This window comes from Enterobacter sp. Tr-810 (assembly GCF_011752765.1).
GTDB classification, from domain to species: domain Bacteria; phylum Pseudomonadota; class Gammaproteobacteria; order Enterobacterales; family Enterobacteriaceae; genus Enterobacter; species Enterobacter soli.
In genome coordinates, this window is sequence record NZ_VWWW01000005.1 from 102,567 (window position 1) to 119,267 (window position 16,701).

Annotated in this window: 15 protein-coding genes; 8 read left to right on the top strand and 7 right to left on the bottom strand. The window is 58.0% G+C overall.

What is annotated here, in order from left to right:
* Positions 1 to 235 precede the first annotated feature (235 nt).
* A complete protein-coding gene (gene hpaR, locus F3J30_RS15280; RefSeq protein WP_166717791.1) occupies positions 236 to 679 on the top strand; it encodes a homoprotocatechuate degradation operon regulator HpaR in 444 nt (147 codons plus the stop codon).
* Position 680: 1 nt separating this feature from the next.
* On the opposite strand, the gene F3J30_RS15285 is transcribed toward hpaR, so the two are convergent.
* Genes F3J30_RS15285 through F3J30_RS15300 form a run of 4 tightly spaced genes read right to left on the bottom strand, consistent with a single transcriptional unit; the run spans position 681 to position 4,216 of the window.
* A complete protein-coding gene (locus F3J30_RS15285) occupies positions 681 to 1,937 on the bottom strand; it encodes an FAD/NAD(P)-binding oxidoreductase (protein WP_166717792.1) in 1,257 nt (418 codons plus the stop codon).
* On the bottom strand, positions 1,924 to 2,178 hold the full coding sequence (locus F3J30_RS15290; RefSeq protein ID WP_166717793.1) for a (2Fe-2S)-binding protein: 255 nt from the start codon (positions 2,176 to 2,178) through the stop codon (positions 1,924 to 1,926). Before F3J30_RS15290 ends, F3J30_RS15285 begins: the two co-directional genes overlap by 14 nt.
* Positions 2,175 to 3,278, bottom strand: coding sequence for an FAD-binding oxidoreductase (locus F3J30_RS15295; RefSeq protein WP_166717794.1), 1,104 nt, complete (start codon positions 3,276 to 3,278; stop codon positions 2,175 to 2,177). Before F3J30_RS15295 ends, F3J30_RS15290 begins: the two co-directional genes overlap by 4 nt.
* The gene (locus tag F3J30_RS15300; RefSeq protein ID WP_166717795.1) at positions 3,275 to 4,216 is read right to left on the bottom strand and encodes a 4-hydroxyproline epimerase; all 942 of its coding nucleotides are present in this window, start codon (positions 4,214 to 4,216) and stop codon (positions 3,275 to 3,277) included. Before F3J30_RS15300 ends, F3J30_RS15295 begins: the two co-directional genes overlap by 4 nt.
* 308 nt (positions 4,217 to 4,524) lie before the next feature.
* Between F3J30_RS15300 and F3J30_RS15305 the strand changes: the two genes are divergently transcribed.
* The 6 genes from F3J30_RS15305 (at position 4,525) to tsr (ending at position 12,438) form a co-directional block, all read left to right on the top strand.
* On the top strand, positions 4,525 to 5,340 hold the full coding sequence (locus tag F3J30_RS15305) for an AraC family transcriptional regulator (RefSeq protein ID WP_166717796.1): 816 nt from the start codon (positions 4,525 to 4,527) through the stop codon (positions 5,338 to 5,340).
* A 138-nt stretch (positions 5,341 to 5,478) separates the two neighbouring features.
* Complete coding sequence (locus tag F3J30_RS15310; protein WP_166717797.1) at positions 5,479 to 6,399, top strand: dihydrodipicolinate synthase family protein; 921 nt, start codon at positions 5,479 to 5,481, stop codon at positions 6,397 to 6,399.
* A 14-nt stretch (positions 6,400 to 6,413) separates the two neighbouring features.
* Entirely contained in the window at positions 6,414 to 8,021 is a 1,608-nt protein-coding gene (locus F3J30_RS15315) for an aldehyde dehydrogenase (NADP(+)) (RefSeq protein WP_166717798.1), read from the top strand.
* 11 nt (positions 8,022 to 8,032) lie between these two features.
* The gene (locus tag F3J30_RS15320; protein ID WP_166717799.1) at positions 8,033 to 9,634 is read left to right on the top strand and encodes an APC family permease; all 1,602 of its coding nucleotides are present in this window, start codon (positions 8,033 to 8,035) and stop codon (positions 9,632 to 9,634) included.
* A gap of 11 nt (positions 9,635 to 9,645) precedes the next feature.
* On the top strand, positions 9,646 to 10,656 hold the full coding sequence (locus F3J30_RS15325; RefSeq protein WP_014068762.1) for an Ldh family oxidoreductase: 1,011 nt from the start codon (positions 9,646 to 9,648) through the stop codon (positions 10,654 to 10,656).
* A gap of 117 nt (positions 10,657 to 10,773) precedes the next feature.
* Entirely contained in the window at positions 10,774 to 12,438 is a 1,665-nt protein-coding gene (tsr, locus tag F3J30_RS15330; protein WP_166717800.1) for a methyl-accepting chemotaxis protein, read from the top strand.
* A gap of 67 nt (positions 12,439 to 12,505) precedes the next feature.
* Here tsr and F3J30_RS15335 read toward each other — a convergent pair whose 3' ends face one another.
* The 3 genes from F3J30_RS15335 to F3J30_RS15345 all read right to left on the bottom strand — a co-directional run bounded on the left by F3J30_RS15335 (position 12,506) and on the right by F3J30_RS15345 (position 15,536).
* Positions 12,506 to 13,012 carry a GNAT family N-acetyltransferase gene (locus F3J30_RS15335; RefSeq protein ID WP_166717801.1) on the bottom strand — a complete coding sequence of 169 codons (507 nt, stop codon included), beginning with the start codon at positions 13,010 to 13,012 and terminating at the stop codon, positions 12,506 to 12,508.
* Between the two features lie 30 nt (positions 13,013 to 13,042).
* Positions 13,043 to 14,404 carry an MFS transporter gene (locus F3J30_RS15340; RefSeq protein ID WP_166717802.1) on the bottom strand — a complete coding sequence of 454 codons (1,362 nt, stop codon included), beginning with the start codon at positions 14,402 to 14,404 and terminating at the stop codon, positions 13,043 to 13,045.
* 217 nt (positions 14,405 to 14,621) lie between these two features.
* Positions 14,622 to 15,536 carry a GntR family transcriptional regulator gene (locus tag F3J30_RS15345; RefSeq protein WP_166717803.1) on the bottom strand — a complete coding sequence of 305 codons (915 nt, stop codon included), beginning with the start codon at positions 15,534 to 15,536 and terminating at the stop codon, positions 14,622 to 14,624.
* 139 nt (positions 15,537 to 15,675) lie between these two features.
* On the opposite strand from F3J30_RS15345, the gene F3J30_RS15350 reads away from it, so the two are divergent.
* The gene (locus F3J30_RS15350) at positions 15,676 to 16,698 is read left to right on the top strand and encodes a zinc-binding alcohol dehydrogenase family protein (RefSeq protein WP_166717804.1); all 1,023 of its coding nucleotides are present in this window, start codon (positions 15,676 to 15,678) and stop codon (positions 16,696 to 16,698) included.
* The last annotated feature ends 3 nt before the right edge of the window (positions 16,699 to 16,701 follow it).

A 16,701-nucleotide genomic window follows, 5' to 3' on the forward strand; every position in this document is an offset into this window, starting at 1 on the left:
ATTTCATTAATATGTTAATGATCTGGTTTTATGCTTTTGCTGTTTGTTTCGCAATCAGAAGTGAAGATTTTGTGATAGGAATAACAATAAACTTACATATAAAATTAAAATTATTTATTTATCATTGTGTTAACAAAATCGCGTTGTTTCTGTTAGACTTTTTGGCAAAAAACGTGTTGTTTATAAAAACAGCTTTTTTGAATTGTTTACTTGTTAATGATTTCCGGGAGTGGCTATGCATGACTCATTAACCATCGCGTTATTACAGGCGCGGGAAGCGGCGATGTCTTACTTCCGCCCGATTGTGAAGCGGCATAACCTGACCGAACAGCAGTGGCGCATTGTGCGCGTGCTGGCTGAACATCCGTCGATGGATTTTCACGATCTGGCGTTTCGGACCTGCATTCTGCGCCCGAGCCTGACGGGCATTCTCACGCGTATGGAGCGCGACGGGCTGGTGCTGCGCTTAAAGCCGGTGAACGACCAGCGCAAGCTGTACGTGTCGCTGACCAAAGAGGGTAACGCGCTGTATGAACACGCCCAGGCGCAGGTAGAAGAGGCTTATCAGCAGATTGAGGCGGAATATACGCCGGAGAAAATGCAGCAGCTGACGGCGCTGCTGGAAGAGTTTATCGCGCTCGGCAACCGCCATATCGCAGAGCGCGGGGAAGAAGAGTAACTCAGGCCTCTGGTTTTGCCAGATGGATGAGCGTGTCGATACGCGCAGGGGAAAGTGGCTCGCGCGGGTGCGGCAGCGGCCAGCCGTACAGCCAGCGGGCGCTGGTGGCGCAGGTTTTCCCCTGGCAGGCACCCATGCCACAGCGCGAGGCGAGCTTCGCCGCCTGCCAGCTTTCGGCATTTTGCACATCGCCACAGCGCACATCTTCGCAGCGGCACAGCAGGGTATCCGCTGTGATAACGTCTTTTAGCGATTTCGGTAAGGCGAATGTGGCATGAAGCGCCCGGGCGAAACGCTGCCAGCGGGCACGGGCGGCAAGAGCTTTTTCTGCCTTCCCGGGGTTATCTGCCGCCATATAGCCCGCAACTTCCCCCTCGGCCAGCGCCAGCTCGCTGCCGCCAAAGCCGGTGCACTCCCCCGCAGCATAGATATCCTCCACGCTGGTGCGTTGAGACGCATCGACCCGGATAGCCTGATTTTCGGTTGCGCAGCCGAAGATAAGACCCGGCTCGAGATTGGGCACCAGTCCGTAGCCGATCGCCAGCCTGTCACAGGCTATTTCCTGATTTTTCCCGCCGTGGCGTACGGTCACGGACTGAAGATGTGCATCTCCCCTGGCATGGATAACCTGGCTTGCCGGGCGATAGTGGGCCGGAAAAAGCTCGCTGAGCTGGAGCAGCTTTTCCGGCCAGCGCCAGAGCCCTGCCGCGAACCGGGCCAGCGCGCTGACCGGCGCCTGTTCGATGATGGCAACGATATTCCCGCCTGCGCGTTTCACCGTACTGGCAACCGCCAGCAGCAGCGGCCCGCTTCCGGCGATGACCACCCGCTCACCGTTGAGCGGCAGGCCATGTTTAATCTGCGCCTGTAACCCACCGGCACCCGTTACGCCGGGAAGCGTCCAGCCGGGAAAAGGCAGGGAGAGCTCCCGCGCGCCGCAGCATAAAATTAATCGCTGCCAGCGGATCGCGCCGCATGTGTCTGCGGTTTCAAACACCACGGAATGCGGTGCAGGGCGGGCAATCAGCCGGGCACCGTTAAGCAGCGTTATGCCTGGCTGTTCCGCCACCGCCTGACGCAGACGTAAGGCGCGCGGAGGCAGCGAAACCTGCGGGCCATCGCGCCAGATTTGCCCGCCAGGACGCGGGTTGTCGTCCAGGACGATAACTGATTTTCCGCAGCGTGCGGCGGCCAGTGCCGCCGATAGTCCGGCTGGACCTGCGCCGAGGACAAGGATCTCGCAGTCAAACGTTCGCATGTTGGCTCCTTTCTATCACCATGTCGGGCTGGCATTCCGTCTGGCAGGCCAGCACTCGCCGTCCATTCACCGTGACGCGGCACTCCTGGCAAACGCCCATGCCGCAGAAAGGCGCGCGCGGCTCACCGCTGACCGAACGGCGCGTCACGCCATCGCCCGTCAGTGCCAGCGCCGCTGCGACGCTGATGCCCGCAGGAACATCACAGGGTTCACCTTCGATAATCAGGTTCAGGGTTGTCATGCGATGGCCTCCTGTTTGTGCAGCCGCGCGGGGAGCCAGGCATCCGGAGAAACGGCCGGATGTTCGCCGAGGATCTGCGCGCAGAGCAGTTCGGCGGTTGCGGGGGCGGTGGTGACGCCCAGCCCTTCGTGCCCCAGCGCCAGCCAGATCCCCGGGCGCGTGGGGTGCGGGCCGATGAGCGGGTTGCCGTCTGCCGATGCAGCCCGAAAACCGCTCCAGCAGCGGATGATATTCAGACTCTCCAGCCAGGGTAAAAAATGACGCGCACGCGCCAGCATGGTTGCCAGAAGGGGCAAATCTATCTCGCGGTCGGTGTTGTCAAATTGGCGGGAAGAGCCAATCAGCAGTTGTCCGGTCGGGCGCGGCTGGATATTAAATGCCACCGAGGTGCCGCCCGCATGGGCGCTGGCACCGTATCCCAGTTCCACCAACTGGTGGCTGAGCAACGGGCCGTAGCGATCGGTGATCGCCAGCTGGCCTTTTTTCGCCCGCAGCCAGTTTTCATCCAGCAGCCTGTTGGCGCCCAGCCCGCAGGCGATGACGATGGCGCCCGCGCGCAGGCGTTTGCCGCTGTGCAGGGTGACGTAAGGGGCATCGACCGCGAGGGCGCGGTCACGAAGATGCGTGACACCGGCATCTTCAATAAACCAGCGGGCGACGTTCGGCGCGTAAACAATTCCGTCTCCGGGCACCCACAGCCCGCCGCGAAGCCGGGAGGTGAGCAGTGGCTCACGCGCGGCAAGCTGGTCGCGGGTCTGTAAGTCGCTGGCGACCTGGTATTGCGCCATCCGCTGTTGTTTTTCCTCTGCCAGCGCAAGCTCCTGCGGCGTTTCCGCCAGCCACAGCGTGCCGCATCCGCGCCAGGCGCAGCTTTCCGGCATGTGGGGCGTCAGTTCCCGCCAGCGCGCCAGAGACCAGGCTGAAAGGGTCAGTTCGGCGGGATCGTCATCCATACACACCAGATGGCCCATTCCTGCCGCCGTTGCGCCTGCGTTGCCGTCGTCTACCAGCGTGACCCGTTGCCCACGCTTTGCCAGTTGCCAGGCGCAGGCGGAGCCGATGATCCCGGCACCTATGACAATGACGTCGGTTTCGGTCACAACGTGATCCCCCAGCGGAACGGATCGTCAGGATTGAGGATCAGCCGGTTGTCGCCGCAGACCCACGCCTCACCGCGGATCGTCGGGATGATTTTGTTGCCCTGTGGCACGAAATGGGCGGTAAATTCGCTGCCGATGATGCTCGCCTGCCGCCAGCTTTCCCCGGGCCGGAGTTTGCCGTCCTCTGCCAGACAGGCCAGCTTGGCGCTGGTGCCGGTGCCGCAGGGAGAGCGATCCCAGGCTTTTCCTGGGCAGAGCACAAAGCTGCGGCTGTCTGCCCGGTCATCTTCTGCGAAGAGTTCAATATGGTCGATAATGCCGTCATGTTCGCCGCGGATCCCCGCGCGTTCTAACCCTTCCCGGATTGCCCATGCATACTCCGTTAACTGCGGGATCTGGTCCGGTATCACGGCGAACGGATGATCGTTGACGAGGAAGAACCAGTTCCCGCCCCAGGCGATATCGCCCGTTACCGTGCCGTGCGCGGTTTCAACCTGCACCTGTTTGCGCCAGCGATACGCCGGGACGTTTTCTACCGAAACGCTGCCGTCTTCGTGCAGCGTGGCGGTCACATCACCCACCGGAGTTTCAATCAGATGTTTACCCGGCTGAATGCGCCCAAGCCAGGCCAGTGAGGCGATCAGGCCGATCGTGCCGTGGCCGCACATGTTCAGAAAACCGCTGTTGTTGAAGAAGATAACCCCCGCCGTGGCCTGCGGTGAAACCGGCTTACAGAGCAGGGCGCCGACCAGGACGTCGTTGCCGCGTGGCTCAAGAATGATGGCTTTGCGCCAGTCGTCATAGTCGTGCGCGAAGCGATCCCGGCGTTCGGCCATGTTTCCTGTGCCCAGGTCCGGAAAACCGTCGATGACCAGGCGGGTCGGTTCGCCGCCGGTGTGGGAGTCAATTACTCTCAGTTCGCTATGCTGCGCTGTCATGGGATCTCCGGAAAGTTAACACCTTGTTGCTAAATGCTGGCGTAAGGCTGGCATTCCTGCTTGATCGCTTTCGCCACCAGAAATGACGAAATCGGCACAGTGACCGGTTTCATTCTTAAGTGAAATTCATATTTATTTCTTATTAATCATTCTGTTGGTGTTGTGGTAAACCAAAAAGGGCAGCTGCGCCAGTGGATGAAACAGGGTAAATCATAAACCTGTGTCAGGATCGCAAAACGCGGAAAGGGCGCTTGATGAGTTAACGAAAAGTTAATAAAGATCCAGCTCACTAATCGGGAGGAAGCGTTATGTCCTGTGTTATTGATGATGTGCTGGCACCCTCGCCAGCGCTGGAAGTGGCTGAACTGAGCCAGATTTGTGAAGGGCTGGCGCGCCAGCGTCCGGACAATATTCAGACGTTGCTTCATGCAATGGCGTTGATTGCGCCGTTGCTGAATGCCATTCCTAATGTGGTGTTTTTTGTCAAAGACGTGCAGGCGCGTTATCTGATGGTCAATATGACCCTGGCGCGTCGCTGCGGGTTTAAGACGGTGGTTTCTCTGCTGGGGAAAACCTCGGCCGATGTTTTCCCTTCCGCGCTGGGGCAGGGCTATACCGAGCAGGATATGCGGGTGTTGCGCGAAGGGGTGACGTTGCGCGACCAGCTGGAAATGCATCTCTATAACGGCCGCGAGCGCGGCTGGTGTCTGACCCAGAAGCTGGCGCTGCGGGATGCGCAGGGCCAGGTGATCGGTATGGCGGGTATTTCGCACGACTTGCAGGAAGCGCAGGCACGGCACCCGGCGTGGCAGCGGCTGGCGATCGTCGACGATCATATCCGCAATCATTACCACCGGCCGATCGCGATGGAGGAGCTCACCGCGCTGAGCGGTATGTCGGTGGCGCAAATCGAACGCTACTGTAAGCGCATTTTCCATCTCACCCCGCGTCAGATGATCCACAAAGTCCGCCTGGAAAAAGCGACTGAATTGCTGGCGGGCGATACGCCGATTACCGATATTGCCCTGCAATGTGGCTATACCGATCACAGCGCCTTTAGCCGCCAGTTCAAGGCCATGACCGGCTCCACACCGCGTGATTTTCGCGTCACGCTGGTCGGGTAAGAGAAACGCACTGTGCTAATTTCGTCATCAAAGGGGAGGAAAACCACCAAGCCGTCGGCCGCCTGAAACGTCAATCTGTCAGTGAATATTCACCATTCATTCACTTTGATTTAACAAATTGACGACAAGGAACCGAACATGAGCAAGAAAGCCATTCACTGGAGCGGTGTATTCCCGGCAGTCAGCACCCAGTTTCGTAGCGACTATTCTGTCGATCTGGATGCCACCCATGCGGTGATGAAAAACCTGGTCAAGGATGGTGTTTCCGGCCTGGTGGTATGCGGCAGCGTGGGCGAGAACACCTCTCTGACCACGCAGGAAAAGCTGCAAATTATCGAAGTGGCGAAAGACGCAGCAGGCGGCCAGATCCCGGTTATTGCCGGCGTCGCAGAATTTACCACCGCCTTCGCGCAGAAGATGGCGAAAGAGGCCGAGCGTGTGGGTGTGGACGGCATTATGGTGATGCCTGCGCTGGTGTACTCGTCAAAACCGTATGAAACCGCGGCCCACTTCCGCAGCGTGGCAACCGCCACTGACCTGCCAATCATGGTCTACAACAACCCGCCAATTTACAAAAACGACGTGACGCCGGACATCCTGGCGACGCTCGCCGACTGCGACAACATCGTCTGCTTTAAAGACTCTTCCGGCGATACCCGCCGTTTTATCGACCTGCGTAACTCCGTTGGCGACCGCTTTGTGCTGTTCGCCGGGCTGGATGACGTGGTGGTCGAGAGCATCGCCGTGGGGGCAGAAGGCTGGATCTCCGGGATGTCGAACGCCTTCCCGCGTGAAGGGGAGACGTTGTTCCGTCTGGCAAAACAGCAGCGCTATGAAGAAGCGATGGCGCTTTACCGCTGGTTTATGCCACTGCTGCATCTGGATGCGCGCCCGGATCTGGTGCAGTGCATCAAGCTTTGCGAAGAGCTTCTCGGTCGCGGCAGCGCCATTACCCGTCCGCCGCGCCTGGCGCTGGAAGGCGAAACCCGTGCGGAAGTGGTAGCGATTGTAGAGAAGGCGCTGGCGACCCGACCACAGCTGCCTGACGTTGGCCTTTAAGAAAAGGAGTGACGATGACTTTACCTCTCTCTGTAACAGGCCAGCAGTTTATCGCCGGACGCCGCGTGGCAAGCGGTGAGGCGACGCTGCCGGGCCTGCGTGCCGCTGACGGTGAACCCACCGGATACCGTTTTTACCCGGCCTCCCGCGAGGAGGCCGCCGCTGCGGCACTGGCGGCGGAACAGGCATTCCCTGTTTATTCGCAGACCTCGCCTGAGGTGCGCGCCCGCTTTCTCGATACCCTCGCCGACGAGCTGGATTTACTCGGCGAGGACTTTTTTGCCATCGCGCAACAGGAGACGGCGCTGCCGCTGGCGCGCTTGCAGGGAGAGCGCGCCCGGACCAGCAATCAGCTACGCATGTTCGCCGGCGTGCTGCGTCGCGGGGATGCCTTCGGCGTGCGTATCGATACCGCGCTGCCTGCGCGCCAGCCGCTGCCGCGCCCGGATCTGCGCCAGTACCTGACGGCGCTGGGCCCGGTGGCCGTCTTCGGTGCCAGCAATTTCCCGCTGGCGTTTTCCACCGCAGGGGGCGATACCGCCTCCGCGCTGGCGGCGGGCTGTCCGGTGGTGGTGAAAGCCCATCCGGGGCATATGGCGACGGCTGAACTCACCGCCCAGGCCATTGTGCGTGCGGTGGAGAAAGCCGCCCTTCCTGCGGGCGTGTTTAACATGATTTTCGGCACCGATATTGGCGCGGAGCTGGTGCGTCATCCGGCGATCCAGGCGGTTGGGTTTACCGGCTCGCTGCGCGGGGGTAAGGCGCTCTGGCAGCTTGCGCAGCAGCGTCCGCAGCCGATCCCGGTCTTTGCGGAAATGTCGGCCATTAACCCGCTGCTTATTCTGCCGCAGGCGTTAGCCACCCGGGCAGAGGTGCTGGCGAAGGAACTGGTGGCCTCTTTTACTCTAGGCTGCGGCCAGTTTTGTACCAAGCCCGGGCTGATCCTCGTCTTGCGGGGCGAAGGTATGGCCCGCTTCACGCAGACGCTGAAAGAAGCGGTGGATCAGGCTCCGGCGCAGACCATGCTCAATACCCCAACGCTTGCCCATTATCAAGACGGCGTCAGCGCGTTTGAGGCACATCCCGATATGCAACGGCTGGCGGGCAATGATGAGGCGGTTCGCGGGCAGGCGCAGGCTCGTCTGTATCAGGCTCCGGTTTCGCTGCTGCTGGCGCAGGATCCGCTGTTGCAGCATGAGGTGTTTGGCCCGCTGGCGGTGCTGGTGGAAGTGGCTGACGAGGCTGAAATGCAGGCGGTTCTGCGCGCCATTCAGGGTCAGCTGACGGCAACGGTTCACGCGGAATCTGACGACGGCCCGCTGGCACAGCGACTGTTGCCTGCCCTGAGCGAAAAAGCCGGGCGCGTGCTGTTCAACGGGTATCCGACCGGCGTGGAAGTGTGTGATGCGATGGTGCACGGCGGCCCGTGGCCTGCCACCACCGATTCACGCGGAACCTCCGTCGGAACAAAATCCATCGAACGTTTTTTGCGTCCGGTGTGCCTGCAAAATGTGCCCGCCGCACTGCTGCCGCCTGCTGTCCAGGATGCTAACCCTCTGAACCTGCTGCGCCTGATTAACGGGCAGTGGACCCGGGAAGCCATTTCCCCCTCTGTTGACTGAAGGGCATGACCATGACGATTCACTCTACGCATCAAACATCGTCCCGCGTTGTTGAGTCGGGGAAATTTAAAAAGCAGCTTACGCTAACTGACCTGACGTTTATTGGTCTTGGGGCGATATTCGGCTCCGGCTGGCTGTTTGCCGCAAGCCATGTGGCCTCAATTGCCGGGCCAGCGGGGATTGCCTCGTGGATTATCGGCGGGATTGCCGTGCTGCTGCTGGGGATTGTCTATTGCGAACTGGGGGCGGCGCTGCCGCGTGCCGGGGGGATTATCCGTTATCCGGTGTTTTCCCACGGTGAGCTGATGGGGTATCTGCTGGGCTTTATTACGCTGATTGCGTTCTCCAGCCTGATCTCCATTGAGATTGTTGCCGCGCGCCAGTATGCGGCGGCCTGGTTCCCGATGCTGACGCAGCCAGGCTCAAGCGACCCGACGCTGCTGGGCTGGGTAGTGCAGTTTTTACTGCTCTGTTTCTTCTTTGGACTGAACTACTACAGCGTCAAAACGTTTGCTCGCTCCAACAACATTATCAGTATTCTGAAGTTTCTGGTGCCGCTGGCGGTTGTCGTCACCCTGTTTACCTTTTTCAAGCCTGAAAACCTGCACGTGCAGGGGGTTGCGCCGTTTGGTATGTCCGGCGTTGAGGCGGCGATCAGCGCCGGGGGGATTATTTTTGCTTACCTGGGGCTGACGCCGATTATCTCGGTGGCGAGCGAAGTACAGAACCCACAGCGGACAATCCCGGTGGCGCTGATTTTATCGGTAGTGTTGTCGACGATTATTTACGTGCTGCTGCAACTGGCGTTTCTTGGCAGTATCCCAACCGAAATGCTTGGTAGCGGCTGGGCGGAGATCAGCAAACAGTTCTCGCTGCCGTACCGCGATATTGCCATTACGCTCGGGATGGGCTGGCTGGCGTTTATGGTGGTGTGCGACGCGATTGTCTCCCCAAGCGGCACCGGCAATATCTACATGAACGCCACCCCGCGCGTGATTTATGGCTGGGCGAAAGCGGGGACGTTTTTTAAGGCGTTCACCCATATTGATAAAGAGTCGGGTATTCCGCGTCCGGCGCTGTGGCTGACCTTCGCCATGTCTATCTTCTGGACGCTGCCGTTCCCGTCCTGGGAGCAACTGATTAGCGTGGTGTCGGCCGCACTGGTGCTGAGCTATGCCATCGCCCCGGTCACGGCGGCGGGGCTGCGCCGTAATGCGCCGGATCTGCCTCGTCCGTTCCGTGTGCGTGCCTTCGGGATTATCGGCCCGGTGTCGTTTGTGATTTCAGCACTGATTGTCTTCTGGTCTGGCTGGGGTACGCTGTCATGGTTGCTGGGATTGCAGATTGTGATGTTTGTGGTCTACGTGATGTGTAAATCAAAAGTGCCTGTCCACACCGTGAGCCTGGCGCAGCAGGTGAAATCTTCCCTGTGGTTAATCGCTTTCTACGCGCTGATTATGCTTTTCTCGTGGCTTGGCAGTTTTGGCGGCACAGGGGTGATTGGTCATCCGTGGGATACGGTGCTGGTGGCGGTGATGTCGCTGGGAATTTACTACTGGGGCGAGCGAACCTGCCTGCCACAGGCTAACTTTACCGGAGACGAAGAAGAGTAGAGGAGTCGGTAATGGAGATGGTAAACCTCTCGTTAACAGAGGCTTATGCGCTGGCACATAAGGTGCTGCGCGGGAACGGATTCAGCGAGGCGCACGCCGCCGCGGTGGCGAAAAACGTCACCCACGGCGAGCGCGATGGCTGCGCTTCGCACGGTTTGTGGCGGTTACTGGGCATTGTCGAAACGCTGCGTAAAGGGAAGGTGTCGCCAGACGTCGAGCCGGTGATCACCGATACCGCCCCCGCCATCGTGAAAGCGGATGCTGGCGGGGCATTTTCCCTGCTGGCGTTCGAACGTGCGCTGCCGCTGCTGATGGAAAAGGCACGGCACAGCGGGATTGCCGCGCTGGCAATCAACCGCTGCGTGCACTTTTCCGCCCTGTTTGCGGATGTTGAACCGCTGACGGAAGCAGGCCTGGTGGCGCTGGCGACCACGCCGAGCCATGCATGGGTGGCTCCTGCGGGCGGCACACAACCGCTGTTTGGCACCAACCCGATCGCTTTTGGCTGGCCGCGCGGCGATAAACCGCCGTTTATTTTTGATATGGCCACCAGTGCGGCGGCGCGTGGTGAGATACAGCTACATCAACGTGCGGGTAAAGCGGTGCCGGAAGGGTGGGGTATCGACAGCGACGGTCAGGCCACCACGGATGCGCAAGCGATTCTCGACGGCGCGATGCTGACCTTCGGCGGGCATAAAGGCTCGGCGCTGGCGGCGATGGTGGAACTGCTGGCCGGGCCGCTGATCGGCGATATGACCAGTGCGGAATCGCTGGCGTGGGATAACGGCGCAGGCGGCCTGCCTTATGGTGGAGAGCTGATCCTGGCGCTCGACCCGACGCGTTTTCTGGGGGATGACGCCGCAACCCATCTGGCACGCGCCGAAACACTCTTTAGCGGAATGCAGCAGCAGGGGGCGCGATTGCCAGGAGAGCGTCGCTACCAATCCCGCGAGCGGGCAAATCGCGACGGCGTGGAGATAACCCATTCACTTTTCAGGGATATATCGGCATTGCTGAAATAATCATCGGGTTCATCAACATAACAAGGGGGATTTTGTCCCTCTTGTTAGTACGTTTTTCGTAAAGTTTTCCTTTTCCAGGCCGAAAATTCTGTTATCTGTCTGATGGAAAGAGAAAACATGTTAAACCGTATCAAGATTGTCACCAGTTTATTGCTGGTCTTAGCTATTTTTGGCCTCTTACAACTCACCTCCGGTGGTCTTTTCTTCAATGCCCTGAAGCATGACAAAGAGAACTTCACCGTCCTGCAAACCATTCGCCAGCAACAATCCACGCTGAATGGCAGCTGGGTGGCGTTGCTGCAAACCCGTAACACCCTGAACCGCGCGGGCATCCGCTACATGATGGATCAGAGCAATATCGGCAGCGGCGCGACCGTTTCTGATTTAATGCAGATTGCCTCTGCGTCCCTGAAACAGGCGGAAAAAAACTGGGCGGATTACGAAGCCCTGCCACGCGACCCGCGTCAAAGCGATGCGGCGGCGATGGAAATCAAACGTAACTACGATATTTATCACGGTGCGCTGGCTGAGCTGATCCAGCTGCTGGGTGCAGGTAAAATCAACGCCTTCTTCGACCAGCCGACCCAGAGCTACCAGGACGGTTTTGAGAAGCAGTACGTAAACTACCTGCAACAGAACGACCAGCTTTACAAAACCGCCGTTGAGGACAGCAACAGCTCTTACACGCAGGCTATCTGGGTGCTGATTAGCGTGCTGATCGCCGTGCTGGTGGTGATTGTTGCCGTCTGGCTGGGTATCAAGCAGGCGCTGATCTCCCCGCTGAACCGTCTGATCGACAGCATTCGCCATATCGCCAGCGGCGACCTGGTGAAGCGCATCGACGTGGAAGGCACCAACGAGATGGGCGAACTGGCCGACACGCTGCGTCATATGCAGGGTGAGCTGGTGCGTACCGTGGGCGACGTGCGTAACGGCGCGAATGCCATCTACAGCGGCGCGAGCGAGATCTCAATGGGCAACAACGATCTCTCTTCCCGTACTGAACAGCAGGCGGCTTCCCTGGAAGAAACGGCTGCCAGCATGGAACAGCTGACCGCAACCGTTAAGCAGAACGCCGAGAACGCCCGTCAGGCGAGCAACCTGGCGCTGAGCGCGTCTGAAACCGCGCAGAAAGGCGGCAAAGTGGTGGATAACGTGGTGCAAACCATGCGCGACATCGCGGGAAGTTCGCAGAAAATTGCTGACATCATCAGCGTGATCGACGGTATTGCGTTCCAGACCAACATCCTGGCGCTGAACGCCGCAGTAGAAGCCGCGCGTGCGGGTGAACAGGGTCGTGGTTTTGCGGTTGTTGCCGGTGAAGTGCGTAACCTGGCACAGCGCAGCGCCCAGGCGGCCCGTGAAATTAAGAGCCTGATTGAAGACTCTGTTGGCCGTGTGGAAGTGGGCTCTACCCTGGTAGAAAGCGCCGGTGAAACCATGGGCGAGATCGTGAATGCCGTCACTCGCGTCACCGACATCATGGGTGAAATCGCCTCTGCGTCTGACGAGCAGAGCCGCGGTATCGACCAGGTTGGCCTGGCGGTGGCGGAGATGGATCGCGTGACCCAGCAGAACGCCTCGCTGGTGGAAGAGTCTGCTGCGGCCGCTGCGGCGCTGGAAGAGCAGGCGAGCCGTCTGACCCAGGCTGTTGCGGTGTTCCGCATTCAGCAGGAGCAGATGAAATCGCGCGAGTTCGGTTCGGCAAAAACCGTTGCGACCCCGGTGATGGCGCGTAAAACCGCGACCGCCGATGCGGGCGATAACTGGGAAACGTTCTAATCCTGCACGCTGTGCCGGGTGGCGGCTTCGCCTTACCCGGCCTACGAATCAGGATGTTGTAGCAATATCAAAGAGGCAGCCGCATCGCGCAGCGAGAGTCATATGCGAAACCGTGCGCGGCCTCTTCCTCTCTTTTCTGCCGCAGTTCAGGCGTTAACGCATCCACCCTTTCAAATCCCAGCCGCGTGTAAAACGGGGCATTCCACGGCACATCACGAAATGTCGTCAATGTCAGTGAAGCCAACCCCAACGCGCGGGCATGTTCTCCTGCACAGGCGATGAGCTGCCGACCGATTCCTTTTCCCTGCCAGTCCAGATGCACCGACAGTTCCACAATAAACAGCGAGGAGGGATGTGCTTCTGCAAGAAGAAAACCCACAGGCTGGTCGTCTACCAGTGCCAGCCAGCTTAACCCGCGTTCGGCGAAAGCGAGATGCTGCGCAACGGCAATGCCGTCACCGTCTGCAAGCCAGGCCAGTTCCGGGTAATCACGAAAGCGCTGGCCTGCCGCGCGCTCGATGGCGGGCAGGCAGGCAACGTCATTCTCTGTGGTAGGGCGAAATGTCATTTTCATGGCGGCAAGTATAGCGGGATTTGCCTGCGCTTAACGGTTTCCCGGATCGCTAATCGGCTGGCGCACAAGGAAAATATACGCAAGCGCCCCAATGGCCGTGACGCATCCGCAGATGATCAGCGCCAGGCGGAATGAATGCGTGGTATCCACGATAAAACCGGTCACGACAGGCGCGAACGATGCGCAGATAAAGCTCGCGAAGTTCTGAATACTCCCGACGGACGCCGTCATGCGGGAAGCCACGGCAACGTGGATCAGTCCCCAGCAGGAGGTGCCGGCAAAATGGATGCAAAACAGCGCCATACCAATCAGCAGCACCGCTCCCATTGAGGTGGTGGCATTGGGCACGACAAAGGTAAATGCAGCCGAACACAGCATTCCGGTGATGATACAGATTTTACGGCTCCTGACGGGGGCCATACCGCCTTTTACCAGCCAGTCGGTGACGAAACCGTTTATCAGCATCCCGGCTGCGCCAAACAGGAACGGGATGGCTGCCATCAGGCCGGTGCTTTTTAAATCCAGGTTATAGGCGGTTTGCAGGTAGCCCGGCAGCCACGCCAGATACAGCCATGCGGTGTAGTTAATGCCGCTGAAGCCCAGCATCATCCCCCACATGGTGCGATTGCGAAACAGGCTGCGCCATTCGGCAAAACTCAGCGGATCGCGGCGGGTATTCACGCTACCGGCATTCAGATAAGCCTGCTCGACGCCGGTGAGGTCGATTTGCTCACGGTTACGGTAGAGCATGTACCAGCCAATCGCGAGAAAGATCCCCAGCACACCGATGGTGATAAACATGCCGCGCCAGCCCATTACCAGCATCATCGCTGCCAGGATGGGTGGGCTGATTGCTACGCCAATGGTCGATGCCGCATTGAACAGCCCCATCGGGCGACCGCGCTCTTTGATGTTAAACCAGTCGTTGATCACCTTGACGCCGCACGGGTTCATCGGCGCTTCACCGATGCCCATCCCGATACGCACCAGCACAAACTGCGTAAAACTGTGCACCAGGCCGGAACAGGCCTGAAACAGCGACCAGAAGAACATCCCGAGGCCGAGCATAATCCGCGGACCTTTGCGATCCAGCAGAGGGCCACAGGGCAGCTGGGCTATCCCATAGGCCAGTGAGAAAACGGACAACAGCACGCCGATTTGCGTTGCGCTGAGCCCGAGTTCATCGCGAATGGTTAAATTCGCCACCGACAGCGAACTGCGGTCGAGATAATTTATGACAGCCGCAAAAAATAAAAGGAACATGGCGGTTGTCTGAATGCGTTTTATTCTGCTACTGCGTTGAACCATTCCCTCTGGCGGGACGGGAATATCGCTTGGTGAGGCCGTATCAAACGACGACCGTGGATCCAGGGTAATATTGTTCTTTTCCACGCCGGACTCCTGAATGTTATATTTTTATTGTTCGGGCAATCTGTTGTTGCCCGAAATGGATTATTAAAATCAGTAGTAAAATAACCTTCACCACCGCTCACGAAATGTTTTTAAATTCAGTCGACTGTTCGTGAGCATAGGTAAGGGATATTTATCCGGCGTTTTAAATTTGATGAAACCGTGCGGTTGATAGACATTTGCTGTTTTTAATCTGTTCTTAATGCGCACCGGCAGTGCTCTGATTGATCGACCGAATCATCGATTGTTTGGCTGAATTCAAATGGTTACACAGTGCCAGGGTGGCATCGAGGTCGCTGCGGCAGATCAACGCGCTTAGAATGGTCATGTGCTCGTCTATCGCGATGATGTTGCGCTGTTTGAGATCGCTTTCATCCCACTGATAGTGGAAGTGGAAGATCACCGAAATTATCTCAAGAGACTGATTAAAAAAGATATTTCCGGCAGCGGAAAGCAACAGGGCGTGAAAGTCGCGGTCAAGCTGGGAAAACATGCGAAAACTGCTGCCGATGCTGTCGCGCAGCATCCGGTGGCGTTCCAGTAGGGTTTTCGCTTCCAGCCAGCGGGGGTCATCGTCAGGCAAATTGAGAAAGTGCTGCAAGGCATGAGTTTCGAGCATTTCCCGCAGCTCAAACAGTTGCTCTGCATAGGCCTGGTCAAACTGCTTCATGCTCCACTGACCGCGTTTTTCACTCTGGATAAGATTGTAACGTCCGAATTTTAAAAGATATTCTCTTACCACTACCGGACTGACGCCTGCGGCTCTGGCCAGCTGTAACTCCGAGAATGTCTCGCCGGCCCGTAGCTGACGCTGATTGATCATGGTGAAAAAAGCCTGTTCAAACAGCCGGGTCTGTTCGGTGAGTGACTGGCTGGTGCAGGCAAAACCATCGTCAGGATCGGGTTTGCGGGTGATGACGTAGTCGCTGCCCACCGGGGTCAGCACGCCGCATTCGTGCAGATGGCTCAGGATGTGGCGCACCGTGGTGCGGCTGATGTTGTACATTTCTGCCAGCGCGCTCTGGGATGGCAACGGCGAGGGGATATGGCCGCGGGCCATATCGTCAATCACCTGGTTAATCACATTGTGGCGTAAATTTTGTGAACGACTCATGCTGGCCTCCGTTTTTGGGTATTAAAACCCGATTTAAAACATTTTTATGAGTGGCTTTTCACAATTTATGTTTTCGGTTTCTCCCGCAATTTATTTTTCATCGATATCTGAGGCAACAGAAAAACGGGAGAGAAAAACCATGTCCACAATGAATGTGCTGATTTGTCATGAGCCAAAGAAATTAATCTGGAAAGAAAGAAAAATTCCAGCGCCAGGCAACGGTGAGGCATTAATTAAAATAAAAACGGTAGGCATTTGTGGCACGGATATACATGCGTGGGGCGGGAATCAACCCTTTTTCAGCTACCCTCGGGTGCTGGGTCATGAAATATGTGGTGAGGTTATAGCACTGGGTGGAAATATTAAAAAAATTAAACCCGGGCAGCAGGTTGCGGTTATTCCCTACGTTGCCTGTCAGCAGTGTCCGGCCTGCCTCAGCGGGCGTACCAACTGCTGTGAGAAGATTTCAGTGATTGGCGTTCACCAGGATGGCGGCTTCAGTGAGTATCTGTCTGTGCCGGTTGATAATTTACTGGTTGCAGAAGGCATTGATCCCCAGGCCGCGGCGCTGATTGAGCCTTACGCCATCAGTGCTCATGCGGTGCGTCGGGCCGCTATTGCCGTGGGTGAGCAGGTTCTGGTGGTGGGCGCCGGGCCGATTGGCCTGGGCGCGGCGGCAATTGCCAAAGCCGACGGTGCGCAGGTGGTGGTGGCAGACACCAGCCCGGCAAGGCGGGAACATGTTATTGCCAGGCTGGGTGTGCCGGTTATCGACCCGTCAGCCGATGATTTTGATGCCCTGCTGCGCGCGCAGTTTGGCGGTTCGCTGGCGCAAAAAGTCATTGATGCCACGGGCAACGCCCGCGCGATGAATAACACCGTGAACCTGATCCGCCATGGGGGAAGCATTGTTTTTGTTGGCCTGTTTAAAGGCGACTTACAGTTCTCCGACCCTGAGTTCCACAAGAAAGAAACCACCATGATGGGCAGCCGAAACGCCACGCCGGAAGATTTCGCCAAAGTGGGGCGGCTGATGGCGGAAGGCAAACTGACCGCCGATATGATGCTGACCCACCGCTACCCGTTTGCTACCCTTGCTGAACATTATGAGAACGATGTGATTAACAACCGCGAGCTGATAAAAGGGGTGATCACCTTCTAGTTG